At 30.4% G+C, this 21,409-nt stretch carries 15 protein-coding genes; 5 read left to right on the top strand and 10 right to left on the bottom strand.

The window, feature by feature from the left end:
- Positions 1 to 178 precede the first annotated feature (178 nt).
- The 3 genes from CLPA_RS02775 to CLPA_RS02765 form a co-directional block, all read right to left on the bottom strand.
- Positions 179 to 934, bottom strand: a complete 756-nt coding sequence (locus CLPA_RS02775; RefSeq protein WP_004455289.1) for a DUF4304 domain-containing protein — start codon at positions 932 to 934, stop codon at positions 179 to 181.
- 151 nt (positions 935 to 1,085) lie between these two features.
- The gene (locus CLPA_RS21040) at positions 1,086 to 3,638 is read right to left on the bottom strand and encodes a peptidoglycan-binding protein (RefSeq protein WP_004455287.1); all 2,553 of its coding nucleotides are present in this window, start codon (positions 3,636 to 3,638) and stop codon (positions 1,086 to 1,088) included.
- A 94-nt stretch (positions 3,639 to 3,732) separates the two neighbouring features.
- Positions 3,733 to 4,476, bottom strand: a complete 744-nt coding sequence (locus CLPA_RS02765; RefSeq protein WP_034845862.1) for a GH25 family lysozyme — start codon at positions 4,474 to 4,476, stop codon at positions 3,733 to 3,735.
- Between CLPA_RS02765 and CLPA_RS02760 the strand changes: the two genes are divergently transcribed.
- On the top strand, positions 4,475 to 4,975 hold the full coding sequence (locus CLPA_RS02760; protein ID WP_004455282.1) for a DDE-type integrase/transposase/recombinase: 501 nt from the start codon (positions 4,475 to 4,477) through the stop codon (positions 4,973 to 4,975). The genes CLPA_RS02765 and CLPA_RS02760 overlap by 2 nt on opposite strands.
- On the opposite strand, the gene CLPA_RS02755 is transcribed toward CLPA_RS02760, so the two are convergent.
- From CLPA_RS02755 to CLPA_RS02740, 4 genes are all read right to left on the bottom strand, one after another.
- A complete protein-coding gene (locus CLPA_RS02755; RefSeq protein ID WP_004455280.1) occupies positions 4,976 to 5,860 on the bottom strand; it encodes a hypothetical protein in 885 nt (294 codons plus the stop codon). It abuts the gene before it with no gap.
- A 376-nt stretch (positions 5,861 to 6,236) separates the two neighbouring features.
- Complete coding sequence (adhE, locus tag CLPA_RS02750; RefSeq protein ID WP_004455278.1) at positions 6,237 to 8,843, bottom strand: bifunctional acetaldehyde-CoA/alcohol dehydrogenase; 2,607 nt, start codon at positions 8,841 to 8,843, stop codon at positions 6,237 to 6,239.
- A 701-nt stretch (positions 8,844 to 9,544) separates the two neighbouring features.
- Entirely contained in the window at positions 9,545 to 9,874 is a 330-nt protein-coding gene (locus tag CLPA_RS02745) for a DeoR/GlpR family DNA-binding transcription regulator (protein WP_257786240.1), read from the bottom strand.
- Positions 9,874 to 10,659: a Cof-type HAD-IIB family hydrolase gene (locus tag CLPA_RS02740; RefSeq protein ID WP_004455274.1), complete on the bottom strand. Its 786-nt coding sequence runs from the start codon at positions 10,657 to 10,659 to the stop codon at positions 9,874 to 9,876. The genes CLPA_RS02745 and CLPA_RS02740 overlap by 1 nt, the downstream gene beginning before the upstream one ends.
- Positions 10,660 to 10,825: 166 nt before the next feature.
- On the opposite strand from CLPA_RS02740, the gene CLPA_RS02735 reads away from it, so the two are divergent.
- Complete coding sequence (locus CLPA_RS02735) at positions 10,826 to 11,590, top strand: DeoR/GlpR family DNA-binding transcription regulator (RefSeq protein WP_004455272.1); 765 nt, start codon at positions 10,826 to 10,828, stop codon at positions 11,588 to 11,590.
- A gap of 314 nt (positions 11,591 to 11,904) precedes the next feature.
- The gene (locus tag CLPA_RS02730; protein WP_004455271.1) at positions 11,905 to 13,377 is read left to right on the top strand and encodes a glycoside hydrolase family 68 protein; all 1,473 of its coding nucleotides are present in this window, start codon (positions 11,905 to 11,907) and stop codon (positions 13,375 to 13,377) included.
- 113 nt (positions 13,378 to 13,490) lie between these two features.
- Here the strand turns inward: CLPA_RS02730 and CLPA_RS02725 are convergent, their stop codons facing one another.
- A complete protein-coding gene (locus CLPA_RS02725; RefSeq protein ID WP_004455270.1) occupies positions 13,491 to 14,684 on the bottom strand; it encodes a galactokinase in 1,194 nt (397 codons plus the stop codon).
- Positions 14,685 to 15,268: 584 nt separating this feature from the next.
- Here CLPA_RS02725 and CLPA_RS02720 point away from each other — a divergent pair.
- Positions 15,269 to 16,678 carry a glycoside-pentoside-hexuronide (GPH):cation symporter gene (locus CLPA_RS02720; RefSeq protein ID WP_004455269.1) on the top strand — a complete coding sequence of 470 codons (1,410 nt, stop codon included), beginning with the start codon at positions 15,269 to 15,271 and terminating at the stop codon, positions 16,676 to 16,678.
- Positions 16,679 to 16,963: 285 nt separating this feature from the next.
- On the opposite strand, the gene CLPA_RS02715 is transcribed toward CLPA_RS02720, so the two are convergent.
- Both CLPA_RS02715 and galT read right to left on the bottom strand, forming a co-directional pair.
- Positions 16,964 to 17,953, bottom strand: coding sequence for a LacI family DNA-binding transcriptional regulator (locus CLPA_RS02715; protein WP_004455268.1), 990 nt, complete (start codon positions 17,951 to 17,953; stop codon positions 16,964 to 16,966).
- A 396-nt stretch (positions 17,954 to 18,349) separates the two neighbouring features.
- Positions 18,350 to 19,840 (bottom strand): UDP-glucose--hexose-1-phosphate uridylyltransferase, encoded by a 1,491-nt coding sequence (galT, locus tag CLPA_RS02710; RefSeq protein ID WP_004455267.1) that lies wholly within the window; start codon positions 19,838 to 19,840, stop codon positions 18,350 to 18,352.
- A 539-nt stretch (positions 19,841 to 20,379) separates the two neighbouring features.
- Here galT and CLPA_RS02705 point away from each other — a divergent pair.
- Positions 20,380 to 21,159, top strand: coding sequence for a helix-turn-helix transcriptional regulator (locus CLPA_RS02705; protein ID WP_004455266.1), 780 nt, complete (start codon positions 20,380 to 20,382; stop codon positions 21,157 to 21,159).
- The last annotated feature ends 250 nt before the right edge of the window (positions 21,160 to 21,409 follow it).

Here is a 21,409-nt window from a genome sequence, read left to right as displayed (position 1 = left end):
TTATCTTATCATAAGTTGTTTGTTATATTATGTAAATCAAAGCAATGTAAATAATAGAATCATTCTACTTGAAACGGGATATATGGTAAATAATTCAATATAATAAAAAGTTAAGATGTAAAATCGGAGGTTTTAATTTATGCTATATATTACTACAATTTATATGTAGTAATATAATTTATTCTATATAACTATGAATACCTTTATCATATAAATACTGATCAATTTTATCTTTAAGGAACTTATTATTGCATATACTTTTAGCAACTTGTATACCCTGATCGACTTTTCCTTTCTCTATTAAATATACTGAGAGAAAAAATTGTTGAATATCTATTTTAATTTTACTATTACTTATTAATTTTGCTAAATCGTCCACATCTTGTATCATATTAAAAAATTTTAATACAATACTATCTATATCTTCAAGAACTGTATTTGTAATCTGTTCAATATTCATCCAATCATATCGATTTTCTAATAGATTTAAATATTTTCCTCTAGCTCTTTCATCTGGATTAGCTATTGTTTCCATGTGCCCACCTAAAGCATTAAATACAAAAAATTTTTCATGATCTCTTTTTCCATATCCAGGATATCCAATTTTATACCAATAATCTGTTTTAAATGTATTATTAATAATTCCCATAACAGTTCCTAATCTATAATCTACAATACAACAATCTAATTTTTTATCACGATAAATACCAACTTTATCAAAAAACGAAGGGATAACTACTTTAATATTATAAGTAAAATATGCATAATCTTTTGAATTTGATCTACCAAATTGTACATTAACTACATCAATAAATTCTTCTCTTAATCTATAAAATGTATTTCCTGTTTTTTTAAATCCTTCATTTTTAAGTTTGGGTGTGATGTGATTTTTAAATATTGATTTAGATGCCTCAACGCAATTAAATTTCTCCATTATAATTTACACCTCATTAATTAAATTTAATTTACTTATTAAATTATAACATCTAAATATAATTTATAAAAAATAAACTTCTTATCATTATTTTATCTTTATTGGATAATACCAGCACTAAAAATGCTGGTATTAAAAATCTTCAATACTTTTAAAGAGCCAATACTAATGGAATTAAAGCTGTTCCTCCACTAATTGCAACGGCTACTAATACAGCAGTTCCAATTAAACAAACTCCTGCAACTACACCCCAATTAATTGATAAATTGTTTTGAAAAGCAATACTAGTTTCTGGTTCTGTTTCTATTGCTGGACTTACTACAACTCCAGGATCTGAATTCGGACGTACTTCATATAATATAAGCCCTGTTTCAGGAGATGGACCTACACCTCCACGAATATGAATACATTCATCTGGTGAATAATAAATAAATTCTTCTTGTACTGTATCTCCTGCTACAAGTGGCCCTTCAAATTGATTAGTTATCATACTAGCATTTATATATCTAGTTAATTGTTTTGTTCCAATTCCATTAGGTCCATAGTACTTTTCTTTATCTGGTTTGACTTCCCAAACTTGTTTTGTATCTATCTTAACTATATCAGCATAACCAACATTTATTCCATTTTTAGATCCTTTTTGTATTGTGACTTCTGTATCAGCATGCAATTTCTCTGCTTCATGATCTCTAACTAAGTGATGTTGTCCTCTCCACATATTTAATAACTGAAGCCAGTAAGGTGTTCGTTGATCTTGATTTGATTCACTAAATAAAGTAGCCATTGCTACTGTTCCAACTCTACCGTCCACTGTAATACCATTATCCTCCTGATAACTTGTTACTGCATCCTCAGTAGCCGGACCATATATTCCATAGAATTGACCATCTGGTATATCAAAATATCCATATAACTCCAATACTCTTTGTATAAGAATTACATCAAGACCAGACAACTGAGAACTACTTTGTGTATTATAGAGTTCTCTGTTTAACGGATTTCCAGATTCTTTACTTCCTCCTAATACACCATAAGCATAATCAGAATATGGATTTGATACAATATAATCAGCTCTTGCTATATCTGCTTCATTTCTAACACTATTTTGAATAGTTGTTTTTTGATCATATGTCAACACACCATTATTAAAATTAATTTCTGCTTGATCATATAAATAATCACTATTATTTATCTTTTTAATTATGTCTGAATCATCTATTAAAGCATCCCAGTTATCCACGCCACTAGCAATTGTTACATGATCCACACCCATATCCTTATTTGAGCAGATATTATTATCAATTTCAATTAAACCTGTTCCTGTTCCTATAGAAATAGTAGAAATTTGATCGAATGCCCAACCAACTGGAAGTTTATATCCAATATTTCCACTAAATCCACTAGACATATCACTAACAAAACTACTATAAGAATATCCAGCTGCTGCAACACGACTGCAAATATTTCTAGGCCCATAAATACCAATTTTATACTTATTAGAACTTAATCTGTTAAATTCTTCTTTAATTGATTGAAAATATGGAATAATGCTATTTGTAACTTCATAATCCATAGCATCATAATCAACTGCAAAATATATTATTGTTCCTGCGTCAAACCCTAAATTTCCTGCTGATAATATAGCTGTGTTGGCATCTGCTATTCCTTGAGATTCAGTAAAATAAGCTGTATTAGTTCCTGCTGTTTCAAATATTGGAAAAACTCTAAGGCCATTTGTAAAAATAGTTTGTAATTCAGATGATGTCATTCTAAATTTTCCAGTAAGATATCTTCCAACTACTTTATACCCATTAGCTTTCAAGGTTGCTGCTTTTTCAGATGTTATAGTTGTTGAACAATCACATGCTGTCCCTTTTCTGTTTGGATCACCATAACTTACTAAGAGTGATGCCCATACTTGAGGTCCTGCATAACCATCTGCTGTTAAACCTACAAAAGTTTGAAAATTTGTTACTGCTGTTTTAACCCCATTACCATATAAACCATCAAAACCATTTGGATTATATCCATTGCAGTATAAAGAATACTGAAGTAATAATATAAATTTTGTGGTAGCTTTACTCCCAGGAATCGTTGGACATGCAGCCTGTGTAGCTGGTCCCCAAATTCCATCTGCACTATTTCCCTCTTCATGTTGCAGTGCTTTTATTAATGCTACATTAGTTGATTTTGAGTATACTCCATTAGAAGGTATTAACCCAATTATACTGTTATAATCGCGATTAAGATTTTGTTGTATAGTTCTAATGTTTGAATCTCCACCAGAAATTAATACAAATGCATCAGTATTTAACAATGCTTTAAAAATCATAGGAGTTGTAATCCCATCCTGCGTTGTTAATCCTGCATCCGATTGGAATTTCTTTATGGCAGTTACAACACCATTGCCATATCCACCATCAAGTCCATTGGGATTATAGCCTTTACAGTATAATGCTCCCTGAAGGATATAAACTTCATTTTTGGCAGTACTACCACTAGCTAAGGTTGGGCATGCAGCTTGTGTTGCCGGACCAAAGACTCCATCTGCTGGTGAAATATTTAATTCAATTTGAAGAGCTGTTATTAAAGCTGCTACTGTTCCTCCACCTGTTATTCCATCTTCAGGTACTAGTGTATAATTTGTATTATTACTATAAGTAGTATTTAACCACTGTTGAACTTGTAAAACCATTTGATCCATTTTTTATAACCTCATTTCTTAAATTATTTTATATTCATATATAAAAAAGAGTTTAAGAAATGATTTGTAACCATGTATTAAAATTAATTTATAACTATGGTTGTTTTAGTATTTCCATTAATGTTTCGATTCCAACTTTACCATCTACAATCAATCTTTTAGATTTTTGAAATGTCTTTATAATATTATCCATAGATATTTCAAAAAAATGATCTGGCTTTTGATTAAATTGTATTTCTAACCAATCTGTATACGCATCATTATGATATCCAACAATTTGTGCTATAGGTAATTTCATTGCTGCTTGCTCCGTTAGTATTCCAAAAATACCATCTACAATTAGAACATTATCCGCAGTATCTTTTAATCCTAACCCATTTAAAAGAGTTTGCATACTTTTAACTCTATATGAATTATATCCATTTATAAATTGATTTGATGATTGAATATTACAACTGCTTAAAGTAAAATTACTTGTTATACCTAATAAAATTGATTCACTAAACTCATCCAAATCAACTTTTCCATTTATTCCTAGTACAGTTCCGTTTTCACTATATTGAAAACCTATATACTGAGCACTAATATTAGGCTTTTTTACCCCGTATTCAGCTATCCACAATTCAAAACTATCATTAATACTCTGTAGATATTCTTTTAGAAAACTTGTATACGTGTATATAACTACGTCTTTTCCGTTGCTTTTTAAATAATTAGCAAACTGTATTACATTGTCTTTAATCCTTTCAGAAGTTTGAGTAAATATCATCTCTACGTCTATAGCGTACCTACAATCTCTCTGACCCCATAATAACCTTCGACAAAATCTAACGAGCATGGATGTAAAAGCTATAAATAAATTATGGCAAATTGATATAAAGTATGTAAAAGCTTTAAATGGACAGTTTATAATGCTTACTGATATTATTGACGTTTATTCTAGAAAATTAGTTGGTAGAGAAATTACACCAACTGCTACCACAGAAGATGCAAAAACAGCTGTAAAAAGAGCACTTATAGAGAATAATGTTACTTCAAATATAGTTTTAAGAAGCGATAATGGTCCCCAGTTTACATCTGTAAAATTTGAACAATTCTGCAAAACAAATAATATATATCATGAGCTTATCCCAACAAGCTCACCTAACTATAATGCACATATAGAGTCCTTTCATTCCTTACTTTCTAAGGAGTGCATTAGTTGGAATGAGATTAGGAACTTTACTCACGGGTATATGCTTATTGATGAGTATATAGAGTTCTATAATGAAGAAAGAATTCATGGAAGCTTAAATTATTTAAGTCCAAATGAGTTTATAAGAAAATCTATAATATAGTTAGCATTCGTTAGCTTTTGTTGAAAATAAAGGGGTCAATCCGGGATCAACTGTTAAATCGCAATCTTCTTCCTTAAAATAAAGCTTAAGCCATACATAACGAGTATAAAGGGTCACCACAATATTGACATACAAACGATGTATCAACCGACTTGCACTGGCATCGTCTATGTCTGTTGTATTTAATATGTTTTGCGCACAACTCATAAATAGGTAAGGAATCTGGCTGCATGAAGCGCCACTGTGGATAGCTGACAAAATATTTTTCTCTTCAGCTTGCGGATAGCTTGGAAAATTAGCCAAAAATAAAGAAGAAGATGCTTCGGCAACCATACGAAATACCATTTCAATATTTGTTTCTCCGTTGATTACTTCTTGGGGCGTCCCAATGTGCAGTTCCTTGTACTTGTTCATATGTATAGTTTCCAGTTTGCGAGAAACATAATCTGTAATTATTTTTTTTATTAATGGCGGATATCCAAACCTAGGCTGCTGATCAACATCTAAAACCAATTTTATTTCACAATTTCGATTGTATGATTTTTGAATTTCTTCAAAAGCATCCCTAAACATTTCGCGAACGTCGATTACTTCATCGTATGTTATTTCATTGATTGTTCGTGTAACGTCTAACAATTTATTGGATATCCTCATAATCCCATTGAGGATATCCTGCATGTATGTCAATTCCTGCATCTCGCTATCCACTTCGCATATCCGTTTTTCTAAAGACTGCATATACTTTTCAATGGAACGTACTGACATTTTAATGGAAAAAGCAACAGCACAATGGATGGCGGTTATATCATAATTTAGAATAGAATTTTCCGCATTCGCAGATATCTCCTTGTTTTTATCATCTGCAACATCGGGTTTAGTAGACAATTCAATCACTCCTCACACTTATAAGTTAAAGAAAATAGAAATGTGCCGCATCGTTACTTCTCTGCTGTTCGAAAACATATCAAATAGATATGAGTTGTATGTTTTCAAACATATCATATAATCTCATAAAAGTCAAGCGCTTAATTTTAAGTCAAAACCTAAAGGCGGTAAGCCTAATGGATACAGCCTAAATAGACAGAATAAGAAAATATGTGATGATCTTATTAAAGCATTTTAGTTGCTTGTGAAATACCGCAAGCAACTAAAACCTTATAAAAAAATAGAGTCATCAATGAAAATCATACTCTCTTTTCATTAACAACTCTATTTTTTTTATTGTTTACTTTTAAAGTTACTACATAAATATTTTATGCGCTTACTTTATTTCTGTATCTATCTCAGCTTTATCAAAAGCATTAATAAACATCTGTTTAATTTCACTTATTAATGGATACCTAGGATTAGCTCCTGTACACTGGTCATCAAAAGCAAGCTCACACATCTTATCAAGCGTAGCATAAAATTTCTTTTCTGAAACTCCTGCCTCTTTAATTGTCATTGGAAGATTTACTTTTTCTTTTAATTCATGGATTGCCTTAATTAATAATTCAACCTTTTCTTCATCTGTGCTGCCTCCTAGTTTAAGATAGTCTGCAATCTTTCCGTATCTCCATTTTGCATTTGGATATTTATATTGTGGAAATGCTGCCTGCTTAACTGGATTATCTACTGCATTAAATCTTATGACTTCTTCAATTAACAGTGCATTGGCAGTTCCATGGGCTATATGGTGTTCTGCTCCTAATTTATGTGCCATGGAATGACATACTCCAAGGAAAGCGTTGGCAAAGGCCATTCCTGCTATAGTTGATGCATGGGCCATTTTTTCTCTTGCCTTTTCATTAGTAATACCTTCTGAATATGCCTCAGGTAAATATTTAAATATCAATCTTATAGCTTCCAGTGCTAGTCCATTGGTATATTCTGATGCAAGTACTGATGTATAGGCTTCTATACCGTGAATTAGTGCATCTATACCGGAGGCAGCTGTTAATCCTTTTGGCATATTCATCATAAGCTCCGCATCTACTATGGCCATGTCCGGAGTTAATTCATAGTCTGCCAGAGGATACTTAACTCCTGTCTTTTCATCTGTTATTACTGCAAAAGGTGTAACTTCTGAACCTGTTCCTGCTGATGTTGCTACAGCAATCATCATAGCTTTTTCGCCAAGCTTTGGAAAATTATATATTCTCTTTCTTATATCCATAAATCTCATGGCAAGGTCTTCAAATTTTACTTCAGGATGTTCATACAGCACCCACATAATTTTAGCTGCATCCATGGCGGACCCTCCACCAAGAGATATTATGGTATCCGGTTTAAAGTCCATCATTTCTTCAGTTCCCTTTCTAGCTGTAGCCAGTGTTGGATCTGGTTCTACTTCAGTAAATACTTTAAAATCAACGCCTATCTCTTCAAGAACTTTTGTTATAGTATCAGCATATCCTAAATCATAAAGAACTTTGTCCGTTACTATAAATGCTCTCTTTTTATTTAAGTCCTTCAATTCTCTTAATGCAAATTGAAGGCATCCAAACTTGAAGTAAACCTTTTCTGGCACTCTAAACCAAAGCATATTTTCTCTCCTCTCAGCTACTCTTTTTATATTTAAGAGATGTTTAGGCCCTACATTTTCTGATACTGAATTTCCTCCCCAGGAGCCGCAGCCTAAAGTAAAAGAAGGTGCTATTTTAAAATTATATAAGTCTCCGCTTGCACCTTGAGCTGTAGGTATATTTATAAATGTCCTGACAGTTTTCATGGCACTGCTGAATTTATCTATCCTATCTTTTGCCTTTACAACATCTGCATAGATTCCCGAAGTGTGTCCAAGTCCTCCCAGATTAACAAGAGTCACAGCTTTTTCAAGGGCATCCTCAAAGTTTTCTGCTCTGTACATAGCTAAAACTGTAGACAATTTTTCATGAGCAAATGCTTCTTCTTCTGTTAAAGAGGTAACCTCTCCTATAAGAATTCTTGCTGTTTCTAGTACCTTTATTCCTGCCATTTCAGCTATTTTAGGAGCTGACTGTCCTACTATTTTTGCATTTATGCTGCCATTTATAAAAATTGTATTTCTTACTTTATCCATTTCATCTGGTTTAATTATATAGGCTCCTCTTTCTGCAAATTCTTTTCTAACCTTATCGTATATAGAATCCAAGACTATTACTGACTGCTCTGAAGCACATATGACACCGTTATCAAAAGTCTTTGAAAGAATTATTGAACTTACTGCCATCTTTATGTGTGCACTTTCATCAATTATAATAGGAGTATTTCCCGGTCCAACACCTATTGCTGGCTTACCCGAAGAATAAGCTGATTTAACCATGGATGGTCCACCTGTAGCTAAAGTTATATCTGCTTCCTGCATCAATATCTGTGTAAGTTCAATTGACGGTTCATCTATCCATCCTATTATTCCTTCTGGTGCACCAGCTTTAACTGCCGCATCAAGTATTATTTTAGCTGCTGCTATGGTTGAGTTTTTTGCTCTTGGATGTGGAGATAACATTATGGCATTTCTAGTTTTTAGTGCTATCAATGTTTTAAATATTGCTGTTGATGTTGGATTAGTTGTTGGTATTACAGCTGCCACAATACCTATAGGCTCTGCTATTTTAGTTATGCCATAGGATTCATCTGTCTCTATTACCCCACAGGTTTTCTCATCTTTATATTGATTGTATATATACTCAGCTGCAAAGTGATTTTTTATAACCTTATCTTCAACAAGTCCCATGCCCGTCTCTTCTACTGTCATTTTTGCCAGTGGTATTCTTGCATCTAATGCTGCCATAGCTGCCTGCCTAAAGATTTCATCAACTTGTTCCTGCGTATAAGCTGCAAATTTTTCTTGGGCTGTTCTCATTTCCTGTAACCTTAAATTTAATTCGTCAACGTTACTAACTTTCATATCCCATGCACTCCTTTTTTTATGTTGATATTTTTGATTGTTATTTATTTAACAATCATTTGTAAAAAATAAATCTTCTAATAATTTCATAGTGAATCCTTATTATATGATTTATTTTCTATTTTGCCTTTACATTATAGTATACAAAGCAAATACTGTGCCAATTTTAAAATACTTTTTATACAAATCTTTATTCATTACTATTACTGGGTTTACATCTAATAAAAAAGCTTTTTAGCAATATATATCACAAGTAATAGCAGCTTCATTACTTGCAAATGATTATAGGTAATATTATCTGTTATATATTTTGTGAGATTATCCACGTATAAAAATTCATCTCAATCCATGCTATATAGTATTTATTTTATAACATGGAGAAATGAAAATAAAAGTGCTATATATCACATATATCTACAATGAATATAATTGTATATTATCAAGATCAAATCTGATTGTTCTTTGGAGGATTCGCACTCCATTTTCAACGTAGACATATTGCCCATAAGCACAGCAGACTGAGTAGTGAATAGAACATATAGCAAAGTTCTAATTATATCAAGCAATTCTCCTGCTAAATTTTTCATATAAGCTGATTAACATAATCATAATGATTTAAGCATACGGACATTTTAGATAAAAATCTGGAACTTTTCTTATTATTTAAAATGAAACCATTATACAATACTAACTTCAATATTTTATGGAAGTAATTCACGTTGCGACTCTTTAATATTTGTGTCAGTTATTAAATAATTAATCTGATTAAAAGTTGCAAATTTATATAGACCATCTATACTAAATTTTGAGCTATCAGTTACCAAAACAACTTCTTTAGAATTCTCTAAAATCCTCTTTTTAACCTCTAATTCTCTGTATGATCTAGTACAAGGACCATCTGGATGAAATCCATCACAACCTATAAATGCTATATCTGCATGTACACTTTCAATAGCATTGGCTGCCCACTGTCCAACAAAAGACATACTCTTTTTCCGTAATTCTCCTCCAGTTACAAGAAGCTGGTTTATTATAAAATAAACTTTTCTATTTCTAAGGCTACCCCATCATTTTGTACTGTATCTGTAACCCTTCTAGCATAACTTTTGACATAATCATCAGCATTTCCCATAGCTATTCCACAGCCTACTGTAGATAACATTTCTATGTCATTTTTTCCATCCCCAAAGGCATAACTATTTTCTAGTGGAATATTCAAAAAATCCAGTACTTTTAATATTCCTGAAGCTTTTGAATTTGTTTTTGAATATAAATCAAAATGATCTCCTTCTGTTGAATAAATCTCATAATCACTATTTCTTCCTAAAGATAGACAATAATCTATTCCCTGTTTATCATAACATGACATTTCGATTTTATATGTGTCTATTTCTTCAATATTATAATTACCTTGTAAATATTTTTTAGATATACTATAGGAATCATAGAATGAATGTAATTTTTTATATTCATCTTTAATATATGAATAGGTTTCTCCCTGTAATATATATTGAATATTATGCTGTTCAACATTATATACCAGCTCTTTTATAAAATCCTTATTAATAGATTCTTTATATATACATTTTTCTTTAACTTTTACATATGATCCATTGGTAAGTACAAAACCATCAAATCCAAAATTACACGTAGCTTCATTTAGAAAGGCATATGGTCTGCCGGTTGCAATAAAAACATAATTTCCTTTTGCTTGCACTGCACGTATGGCCTTCTTTACTCTAGGAGTAATATCTGTTATTCCATTTAAACAATCCATTAAAGTCCCATCAATATCAAAGAATACTGCTTTTTTCATACATTTCACTCCCCCTACTAATAATTTATTCTCATTTTATATAATCAATTACTATTTAATATCATTTTATTTTGTTTATTCCCATTTGTCAATTAACTTAATTGCATTTTAATATTATAGTTGTTAAAATAGAAGTAAGTGAGAATAAATTGGAGGAAACTATGTTATGTTTATCGAAGAAAGACACCAACATATCTTAGATCTATTAGAAAGAGACGGAAAAGTATTAGTAAAAAATTTAAGTGCACAATTCCAAGTTAGTGAAAGTATGATTAGAAAAGACCTTCAGGTTTTAGAGAAAAATAACTTATTACAACGTACTTACGGTGGCGCTATTAACATAAAACGTACTATAGTAAATGCTGAAAGTTTCTTCAAGCGAGTTGAAAAGAATACAGATTTAAAAGAGATCATTGCTAAAAAAGCATGTGAGCTAATTAAAGATGGTGATACAATCTTTTTAGATGCATCAAGTATTTCCTATCTCCTTGCAAAACTGATTGTACAAAGCAGTAAAAATATTACTTTTATAACAAATATGGTTGAAATATCATCCCTGCTTCATCGAGATTTAAAAATGAATATTATTTTTATAGGCGGAGATTACAACCCTTTTGTGGGTGGAAATATAGGTTCTCATTCTAATGAGCAGATTAAACTTTATCGTTGTAATAAATCATTTATAGGATGTAGTGGAATAGATCTTAGAGATGGAAGTATTAGTACCGGTTTATCTGAAGATGCAGGTACTAAAAAAGCAATTATGAGTATATCTAAAGAATTATATCTAATGGCACCAAATGAGAGATTCAATCTAGATGGAATCTTCAATTTTTCAAATATAACAGACTTCCATAGCATTATTACAGAAACTGAACCCAATAATACTATAATGACTTTGCTCGAACAGTATGATATAAATTTAATTTAAAGCTACGTATACTTAAAAGATTCTAATCATTGAAACGTTTTGTTCCTACATGTAACTCTCCCATAATAGGAAATGACCATTTACCACCGAAGACATCCATGATTTGCTTAATGGATTTTACACATAATAGCTAAAGAAGCTGCAAACAATTTTCCAGATGATTATACGGAAAATTGTTTACGATTACAAATTGACAATTTAATTGCAACAAAAATAATTTTAATTTAAATTTTAATTCACCTCAAAAAAATCCAAAAAATATACGTATATATATTCTGCAACAAATAAAAAGATTATTTTAGGGGGATTAAATAATGATCAAGTCAAAAATTAGCAAATTTCTTTTTAGTACTACTCTAATTAGCTGCCTAATAGGGAGTGGATCTCTTGCTTTTGCAAAAGAAAGTAATAGTACAAATTACAAAGAAACTTATGGTATTTCTCACATCACACGTGAGGATATGCTGAAAATACCTGCACAGCAAAATAATGCACAATTTAAAGTACCTCAATTCGATGCATCTACACTAAAAAATATTCCTTCTGCAAAAGGTTATGATGAAGCTGGCAATTTAATTGATTTAGATGTATGGGACAGCTGGCCGCTTCAAAATGGTGATGGAACAGTTTCGAATTATCATGGATATAATATCGTTTTTGCTTTAGCAGGAGATCCTAAAAGAGGATGGGACACTCATATTTACTTGTTCTATCAAAAAATAGGTGATACATCTATTGACAGCTGGAAATGTGCTGGAAGAGTATTTAAAGATAGCGATAAATTTCTTTCAGACGATCCTATTTTACATAATCAAGCAGAAGAATGGTCAGGTTCTGCAACTTTAACGCAAGACGGAAAAGTACGTTTATTTTATACAAACAGAGATAGCTGGTCAATAGAAACTGGACATTATGGAAAGCAAACATTAACAACAGCTCAAATAAACTTATCTAAACCAGATTCCAGCACTCTTAAAATTGAAGGGGTAGAGGATTTAAAATCAATCTTTGATGGCGGAGATGGTACAATATATCAAAATGTTGCACAATTTGTCCAAGCATCTGATCCTAGCACTAATACTTGGGATAACCATACTTTAAGAGATCCTCACTATATTGAAGATAATGGTCGTAAATATCTTGTATTTGAAGCTAATACAGGAACAACAGATGGTTATCAAGGAGATCAATCTCTATATAATAGAGCTTATTATGGTGGAAGCGCAGCCTTCTTCAAATCAGAAAGAGATAAACTACTGCAAAGCCCTAAAAAGCAACTTGCATCTTTTGCAAATGGCGCATTAGGCATTATTGAATTGAACAATGACTATACTCTAAAAAAAGTCATGAAACCTTTGATTACTTCAAATACAATAACAGATGAAATTGAAAGAGCCAATATATTTAAAATGAATGGTAAATGGTATTTATTCACAGATTCAAGAGGATCTAAAATGACTATTGATGGAATAGATGATAAACAGGTATACATGTTAGGTTTTGTTGCTGATTCCTTAACTGGATCATACAAACCATTAAACGGAAGTGGACTTGTATTAAACATGAATCTTGATCCAGCTGATCTTACATTTACTTATTCTCACTTTGCTGTACCACAGCGTAAAGGTAATAATGTGGTAATAACAAGTTATATTACAAACAGAGGCTTGTTTAGTGATCATCATTCTACTTTTGCACCAAGCTTTTTACTTAAGATTCAAGGACAAAAAACATCAGTTGTACCAAATAGTATCCTTCCACAAGGACAACTTACAATTGATAAATAATGTCCATCAGCTGTAAATCTATAAAATGAGCTTAAACATTTAAATTTAAAACTTGTAGAAAAGAGCTGTCTTCCATAACATATTATGTAAGACAGCTCTTTAGCTATTATTTATTATACTGTTTTTTCTAATGACACCTTATTTGTTTCAAAGATCTGATGGGTTCCTTCCCCTATTCCACTGAAATAAAAGCTTGGTTCATAACCTATTCTACCTGCATAGGTCTTCTTAACTTTTTCTGTAAATTCCTCTATCTTGTCCTTTTTAACAAGTGCTATAGCACAACCTCCAAAACCAGCACCAGTCATTCTAGCTCCAATACATCCTTCAACTTTTAATGCTTCTTCCACCAAAGTATCCAACTCTTTACCTGTAACTTCATATAGATTTTTCAATGAATCATGGGATTCTATTAAAAGTCTTCCAAACTCCTCTAATTGACCTTTATTGAGACTGTCAAAAGCACTTATAACTCTATCATTCTCATATACTGAATGTTTTGCCCTGTTTTTAATTTTTTCATCCTTAAACAGATATTCTAATTTATCAAATTCTACTGGTGTCAGCTTACATAAATTATCTACCTGTTTTTCCTTTTGTATAATCTTTAGTGCCTCTTCACATTCGGTTCTTCTTTCGTTATATTTGGATTCATTTAACGCCCTTCTCTTATTAGTATTCATTATTACTATATCATAATCTAATAGTTTTACATCTGCATATTTATAGCTAAGACTATTGCAATCTAAAAGAATGGCTTTATCCTTTTTGCCCATTCCCACTGCAAATTGGTCCATTACACCGCAGTTGACTCCAACAAATTCATTTTCAGCCTGTTGTGCTATTTTTACCAATTCAACTCTGTCTATTTTTCCTTCATTAAATAGATTATTTACAATTACACCAATTAAGACTTCTAAAGATGCTGACGAAGAAAGTCCTGCCCCATTAGGTATATTACCACTTATAAGTATATCCATTCCCTTTGCCTTATAATTCTTGTCAAGCATTATTTTAATAACACCTTTAGGGTAATTTGCCCAATCATCTTCCTCTTTGTATACTAAATTATCTAAATCACAGCTAACCTTTAAATCAAAATTAGTAGATGCAAAATTCAATTGGTTATCATCTCTTACTTTCACAAGAGCATAAGTTCCAAAATCTAAAGCACATGGAAATACAAGTCCTCCATTATAATCTATATGCTCTCCTATAAGATTAATTCTGCCTGGTGAAAGAAAACTAAATTCATTTTCTACTCCATATATCTCTGTAAATTTTTCCTTTAAATTATTTATTTCCATAATTGACTCCCCCTAAAAACTTATGAAATACTTATTTTTAAATATAACGCCTTAAAATTTTAGTAAAATTTATTATTATAGTTTTATTAATATTAGTCTTATTAATATTAGAAAACCTTTTCTTTCTATACAATAATATTATCAAATAAAAATCATATTTGCAATAGTTTTAAGAAACGTTTTCATAAATATTTTTTACTAAAATATTTATGTTTTTTACTAAAAAATACTTTTAACTTTATTGCATTATTTGATAATATTAAGCTACATAATTATTAAATTACACATATATGTTTATATGTGTGTGAATTCTATGGATAAAAATTATTTAGAAAACGTTTTATGAAAACTATTGCAATATTATAAAATGTTTGATAGAATAATATTATAGGCAATAGAAAACCTTTTCTTGAATTTGCAAAAGATTACATGGAATAAATCTAGTTTTTGTAATTTACTCTAGTAAATATTTACTAAACATTTGAAACGTGAACTTTCTAGTGGAAGGATTATGTAAAGTTAACTAAAAAAATTAGCAAAAATATAAAATTCACAGCAAAAAAATATAGAGGGGGAAAACAAAAATGAAACAAAAAATTTCATATGCACTAGGTGCATTTGGACATGATATTTATTATGGAACATTATCCACATACTTCATGATTTTCGTTACAAAATCTATGTTTGAAGGAGCTCCAAAGGCCACTCAAGCTAAAATGATAGCTTTAGTTACTACATTAGTAGTAGGTATTCGACTAGTTGAAATTGTCTTTGACCCAATTATTGGTGGTATTATCGATAACACTAAAACTAAATGGGGAAAATTCCGTCCATGGCTTTGTGTTGGTGGGACAATCAGTGCAATTTGCCTAGTAATGCTATTTACTAATTTCTTTGGATTAGCTACAAGTAATGAAACTTTATTTACAATTGTATTTATTTTTGTATTTATCATTTTAGACTCTACGTATTCATTTAAAGATATAGCATTTTGGTCAATGATTCCCGCACTTACTGAAGATTCAAGAGAACGTGGAAAAATAGCAACAATCGCTCGTTTCGCTTCATCATTAGGATCAAATGGAACAACATTAGCAGTGGTTCCTATAGTTTCATTCTTCACTTTAGTGTTTACAGGTCACTCAGGGCAAGCAGCTAGCGGATGGTTTGCTTTTGGCGTAATAGCCGCAGTAATCTACGGTGTTACAAGTTGGATTGCCGCTCTTGGCACAAAAGAAAATAATAGTATTTTACGTCAACAAAAAGAAAAAATTTCAGTTAAAGATACCTTTAATGCGCTTGCTAAAAATGACCAATTAATGTGGGTGTCATTATCATACCTCTTGTTTGCTATTGGCTATATAGCTACAACAGCTGTATTAATGCTTTACTTCCAATACGTAATCGGTAATATTGCAGCTTTCTCCATTGTAGGTGTGGTATCTTCAATTTGTGGTATTATATCTGTTCCACTATTTCCAGTTGTTACTAAATTTATTTCAAGAAAATACATCTATACACTTGGTATTGTGGCAATGTTAATTTCCTATTTATTATTTAGCACAGCATCATCAAATTTAGTATTAGTTATTATCGGCCTAGTATTCTTCTATTTTCCATATCAATTAATTTTCTTATCAGTGTTGATGACAATCAGTGACTCAATAGAATACGGGCAATGGAAAAATGGAGTTCGCAACGAAGCAGTAACTTTATCTCTTCGTCCATTGTTAGATAAAATTGCAGGTGCTTTATCAAATGGTATTGTAGGTTTCATATCGGTAGCATGTGGTATGATGGGAAATGCACAGGCAAGTGATATAACAGCTCAAGGTATTTCAACATTTAAACTATATTCTTTTTACTTACCAGGAGCGTTAATGATTGTCTCAGCTGTTATCTTCTTATTTAAAATTAAATTAACAGAGAAGAGACACGCTGAAATAGTAAAAGATTTAGAGGTGGCATTAGAAAAAACAACTAATTTGTCGTAGCAGCACAATCTTGTGTTATGTATGAAATCAGATATATTAATTAAAGTAAAAAATAAATCTATGGATAAACATTATAATAAGAATTCTTGGTATCAAGTGGAATAAAAACTCCGCCTGATGCCAAGAATTCTGTTTATATATAGAGTAGTTGTCTTAACAAAATCGAGTCAAAGCCAAGATTAAATGTTTAACCTTGACGCTATGCGGCAATCTTTCGTTTTTTCATTGCATTAGCAATACGAAAATCTTTCACCAGTTAGTGAACTAACCTCATCAACAATTCACCTAAAAGCTGCTCTGTCTTATTTTTAATTTAGTAGCCATTACTATCTTTTTACTTATAGTTCTTCCATCAAATCTTTCCATTAACAAATCTACTGCAGTCTGCCCCATAAGCTCTGTGTATATTTTTATAGTGCTTAGGGAAGGTGAAAAATAACTAGAAATACTGATATCGTTTACTCCTATTATATTTACCCTTTCAGGTACAGAAATACCTGCTTCTCCTAGAGCCTTTAAACATCCAAGAGCCATGGAATCACTTCCAACAAAGATAGCTGTAGGCAAATTATCCCCCTTTTCAGCAATAGCTTTTTTCATCAGTGTATACCCATCATCTACTGAAAATCTACCTATATATATATTTTCTTCTTTAAGCATTTTCTTATCATTTAAATAAGATCTGAAAGTTGTCTCTCTGCAGTCCTCAATGATATTTCTGTCATCTTTAAAACTTTCTCTTCCACCAATGTATCCAATATTTTCATGTCCCTTTTTTATAAAATAATCAATAACTTTTTTTGTTACATTTTCAAAATTAACTACTACAGCATCAAAATTATCTTCATCCGGTGAATAATCTACAAATACAATATTCTTTGTTATTCCCTTAAACATGTTTACTTCACTTTTACTAAATTTACCTACTGCAATAATCCCTTGAATATTTTCCCTACTTAATTTATCTGAATTATTCTGAAAGAACTCCACTATACCCAAATTGTTATGTTTACAGTGCTTTTCTATACCCATTCGAATAGACATATAGTATAGATCATCTAATTCCTCTTCTCTTGTATACCAATGTACTAAAGCCACCTTTGTAGTAGCTGAATTACGATTTGAACGTTTCTCATAGGAAAGTTTTTCTGCTATCTCAAAAACTTTCTTTTTAGTATTATCACTTACAGATAAAGTCTCATCATAATTTAATACTCTGGATACTGTAGAAATAGACACTCCTGCTTTTTCTGCTATATCTCTGATAGTAGCCATGCATAATCACTTCCTTATTTATTATGGTATATCAACCAACTTTCTTAAAGTAAATTTAATTTCAACTATAATTATAATACTATTTTATTAAAGTTATTATCTTCAATAACTTTTAACCTGCCTAAAGATATTTAAATTTGGAACATACCTACATTGAAATTCAAATAATCACTTCAAATTACATTCATTATAAATAATATATACTATACACAGTACCCTTTTCAATAACTAGTTAAGTTTTATATTTATTTTCGTAATATTTTACTATATACTAATCCCAAAAATATATTATATGCTAAAAATATATTTTTCAATAAAAAAGAAAAAATATGAGTAAAAAATTTCAAATCCATTAAATTTACTCATATTTTTTCTTAAACACACCAAAATTTTTAATTAAGAAATACTGTATACAAATCTTTTAAAGGCCTCAAAGCCTTCCACATTGCGTTTAAATACCCCAGCATCTTCCAGTACCCTTAAGAACTTAGCAGCAGTTTCTTTTCTCACAATTTCTTCTGCATTGTCTTTATCTATTTTACCTTTATACTTATCTTTAAGTAAGTCTGCCCAAGGTTTATGCGGTGCTGCTATATTATTATCTACGTCTAAAATATATTTCTCAACTTCCTTTAATTCCGTCTTAAGTCTTGCAGGCAGTACTGCCAGTCCCATAACCTCAATAAGTCCAATATTCTCCTTTTTAATATGCTGTACATCTTCATGAGGATGAAAAATACCTAGAGGATGTTCTTTACTGGTACGATTATTTCTCAGAACTATATCCAATTCAAATACACCTCTTCTCTTTCTTGCAATGGGGGTTACTGTATTATGAGGTGTTTTATCTGTATAAGCATAAATATCTACTTTTGGATCGCTGTATTCTCTCCAAGAATTCAGTATATAATCTGCTGCATCAATTATAGAGGATGTATTTTCAGCCTTTATTCTAATTACAGACATAGGCCATTTTACAATACCAAAGCTTACATCTTTAAACTGCTCCAGTTTAAATTCATACTCCTCTTCTGCCTTTGCCATGGCAAATTCATATCTTCCACCCTGATAGTGATCATGGGATAAAATTGACCCTCCAACAATAGGCAAATCTGCATTGGATCCTACAAAATAGTGTGGAAATTTTTCTACAAATTGAAGCAGTCTTGAGAAGGTGTTTTTATCAATTTTCATGTCCCTATGTTCACTTGCCAGCACAATACAGTGTTCATTATAATAAGCATAAGGTGAATATTGAAAATTCCACTGTTCTCCCTCTAAATTCATACGAATTATACGATGATTGCTTCTAGCAGGATGTCCTGCCTTGCCTGCATAACCTTCATTTTCAACGCAAAGTAAACATTTAGGATAATTGGTACTCTTAACAAGCTTTTCTCTGGCTATATCTTTTGGATTTTTTTCGGGCTTGGATAGATTTATAGTTATATCCAAATCTCCATATTCAGTAGGAGCCTTATAGGTTATGTTCTTTGCAATCTGCTTTGTCTGTATATAATTATTGTTCTTACTTAATTCAAAGAAATAATTTGTAGCAGTCTCTGGGCTGTCTTCATATTTATCATAGAAAATCTTATTTACAGTAGAAGGTTTAGACATAAAGCAGTCCATTATTTTACTTGATAGTATTTCTTTTTCATAAAATACATCTTCAATTATATTATTCTTTACGGCATAATCTATAAGTTTTTCAAGAAGATCTGGTATAGAATACTCTTCTGCCTTTATAGATTCTTTTATCACAAAGTCATTTATTTCCAAAAGATCAATAACTTTATTTCTAACATATATCTCATCTTCTTTTTCAATAAGCTTAAGTTCTATTTCTCTGTTTATTAAATTTTGAATAGTTTCATATATGTCCATTGATATCTCCCCTTATCTTGTATAAATTTTTTACTAAATTATATATAGAAAGCGTTTTCTATATCTTGAAAAAAATTAATAATTCCTATTTATTTAATCGATTCTAAAGGTATTCAAGGATATGTAAATTATTTATAATAATTTAGAAAATAGATTATACCCTAGTCAGTAGATAAATAAAATACTGTGTAATCCTTTACTTTAATTTTACTACATTTTTATTAAGAAAGTCAACTTTAATATTTAAATAATTTAACTTATATTTTAAAATTTAATTACCTCTGATCAATTGAATTTTCAAGTTATAACAACGTCATCCTATTAAAATTTAAAGATTACGACTATCCATTGCTATTTATATTTCAAAAATTTATTTTACTAAAATTTTATAATAGTAGCTTGATATTTTAGTAAAATTAGATTATGATATAATCAATTATGTAATCGTTTTATAAAAACTTTTTTATTGAATATTTATCTGAATAAAATAACAGAGAATCCTAGCAAGTAAGATTCATTGATATGGATGGTGATTGTTAATGATTAGCCTATTAATTATAGGTAACTCTCAGTGGGATCTACAAAAATTCGAAAACTTAACTAAAAATTCTACCAATTCAAACATAAAGCTAATTGATTTAAATGAAATTCAGCACAATATAAATATATTACTTGAATCTAATAATCCTTCGGACATAAAAGAGTACATTAATAATATATTTAAATCCTATATGTCCATTTTAGACAGTATAAATGTACGAATCTTGTGCTTGTCTATAATTCTAATTATAATATCTTCACTAAAAGAAAAAAATAAAAATTTCAATATTTCACTATATAATGATGAATTATTTGGCAAATCACTATTTGATCTTGAAACATCAGAAAATAACTGTAATTTAATAGATAATTTACTTAGTTTTATTGATCAATATTTTTTAAATAAAACTGATAATAAATGTTCCATGATTGGTAATCAAATAAAAAAATTCATTGAAGAAAATTATTTAAATAATATAACTGTGAACATAATTGCAGATAAATTTAATTATAGTCCTAATTATATCAGTTATATATTTAAAAATATTTTTCAAAAAAACATCTCCGATTATATAATGGAGCTAAAAATATTGAAGTCAAAAGAAATGCTTATGGATATAAACAATAAAATATACGATATATCTCAAAGATTAGGCTTTAGCAGTACTTCTTATTTTTGCAATGTATTTAAAAAATATACTTCTCTTACTCCTAAGGAGTATAGATTGAAACAAGTTCTTAATTCAGGTGGGGATTCTTTTAACCCATCTGAATTTTAGAACTGCAAATGCATGGCTTACTTGGCGTTGAACTCCCACTTGAAGAAGGGGGAGACTTACACCAAGTTAGTCAGGTTAAAAAATAATTTGTATTGATTATCAAACTATAAACAGACTTCTTTATTTTAAGTAGAATTTCTGCTTTATCTGAAATTTACTAGCAATAGACTGTCTTGCAATGTATACCTATACATTGCAAGACAGCTTTATGGCTATTATAATGTTAAAAATGCTTATAAAAATTTAATTT

The organism is Clostridium pasteurianum DSM 525 = ATCC 6013, assembly GCF_000807255.1.
Classification (GTDB): domain Bacteria; phylum Bacillota; class Clostridia; order Clostridiales; family Clostridiaceae; genus Clostridium_I; species Clostridium_I pasteurianum.
The sequence above is the reverse complement of the archived record's forward strand: the minus strand, read 5'-3'. Positions and strand labels throughout refer to the sequence as shown.

Bases quoted from the DNA above. Each gene is read 5' to 3' on its own strand.
- CLPA_RS02775 (WP_004455289.1), bottom strand. From the start codon at position 934: ATGGAGAAATTTAATTGCGTTGAGGCATCTAAATCAATATTTAAAAAT.
- CLPA_RS21040 (WP_004455287.1), bottom strand. From the start codon at position 3,638: ATGGATCAAATGGTTTTACAAGTTCAACAGTGGTTAAATACTACTTAT.
- CLPA_RS02760 (WP_004455282.1), top strand. From the start codon at position 4,475: ATGGATGTAAAAGCTATAAATAAATTATGGCAAATTGATATAAAGTAT.
- CLPA_RS02765 (WP_034845862.1), bottom strand. From the start codon at position 4,476: ATGCTCGTTAGATTTTGTCGAAGGTTATTATGGGGTCAGAGAGATTGT.
- adhE (WP_004455278.1), bottom strand. From the start codon at position 8,843: ATGAAAGTTAGTAACGTTGACGAATTAAATTTAAGGTTACAGGAAATG.
- CLPA_RS02740 (WP_004455274.1), bottom strand. From the start codon at position 10,659: ATGAAAAAAGCAGTATTCTTTGATATTGATGGGACTTTAATGGATTGT.
- CLPA_RS02735 (WP_004455272.1), top strand. From the start codon at position 10,826: ATGTTTATCGAAGAAAGACACCAACATATCTTAGATCTATTAGAAAGA.
- CLPA_RS02730 (WP_004455271.1), top strand. From the start codon at position 11,905: ATGATCAAGTCAAAAATTAGCAAATTTCTTTTTAGTACTACTCTAATT.
- CLPA_RS02725 (WP_004455270.1), bottom strand. From the start codon at position 14,684: ATGGAAATAAATAATTTAAAGGAAAAATTTACAGAGATATATGGAGTA.
- CLPA_RS02720 (WP_004455269.1), top strand. From the start codon at position 15,269: ATGAAACAAAAAATTTCATATGCACTAGGTGCATTTGGACATGATATT.
- CLPA_RS02715 (WP_004455268.1), bottom strand. From the start codon at position 17,953: ATGGCTACTATCAGAGATATAGCAGAAAAAGCAGGAGTGTCTATTTCT.
- galT (WP_004455267.1), bottom strand. From the start codon at position 19,840: ATGGACATATATGAAACTATTCAAAATTTAATAAACAGAGAAATAGAA.
- CLPA_RS02705 (WP_004455266.1), top strand. From the start codon at position 20,380: ATGATTAGCCTATTAATTATAGGTAACTCTCAGTGGGATCTACAAAAA.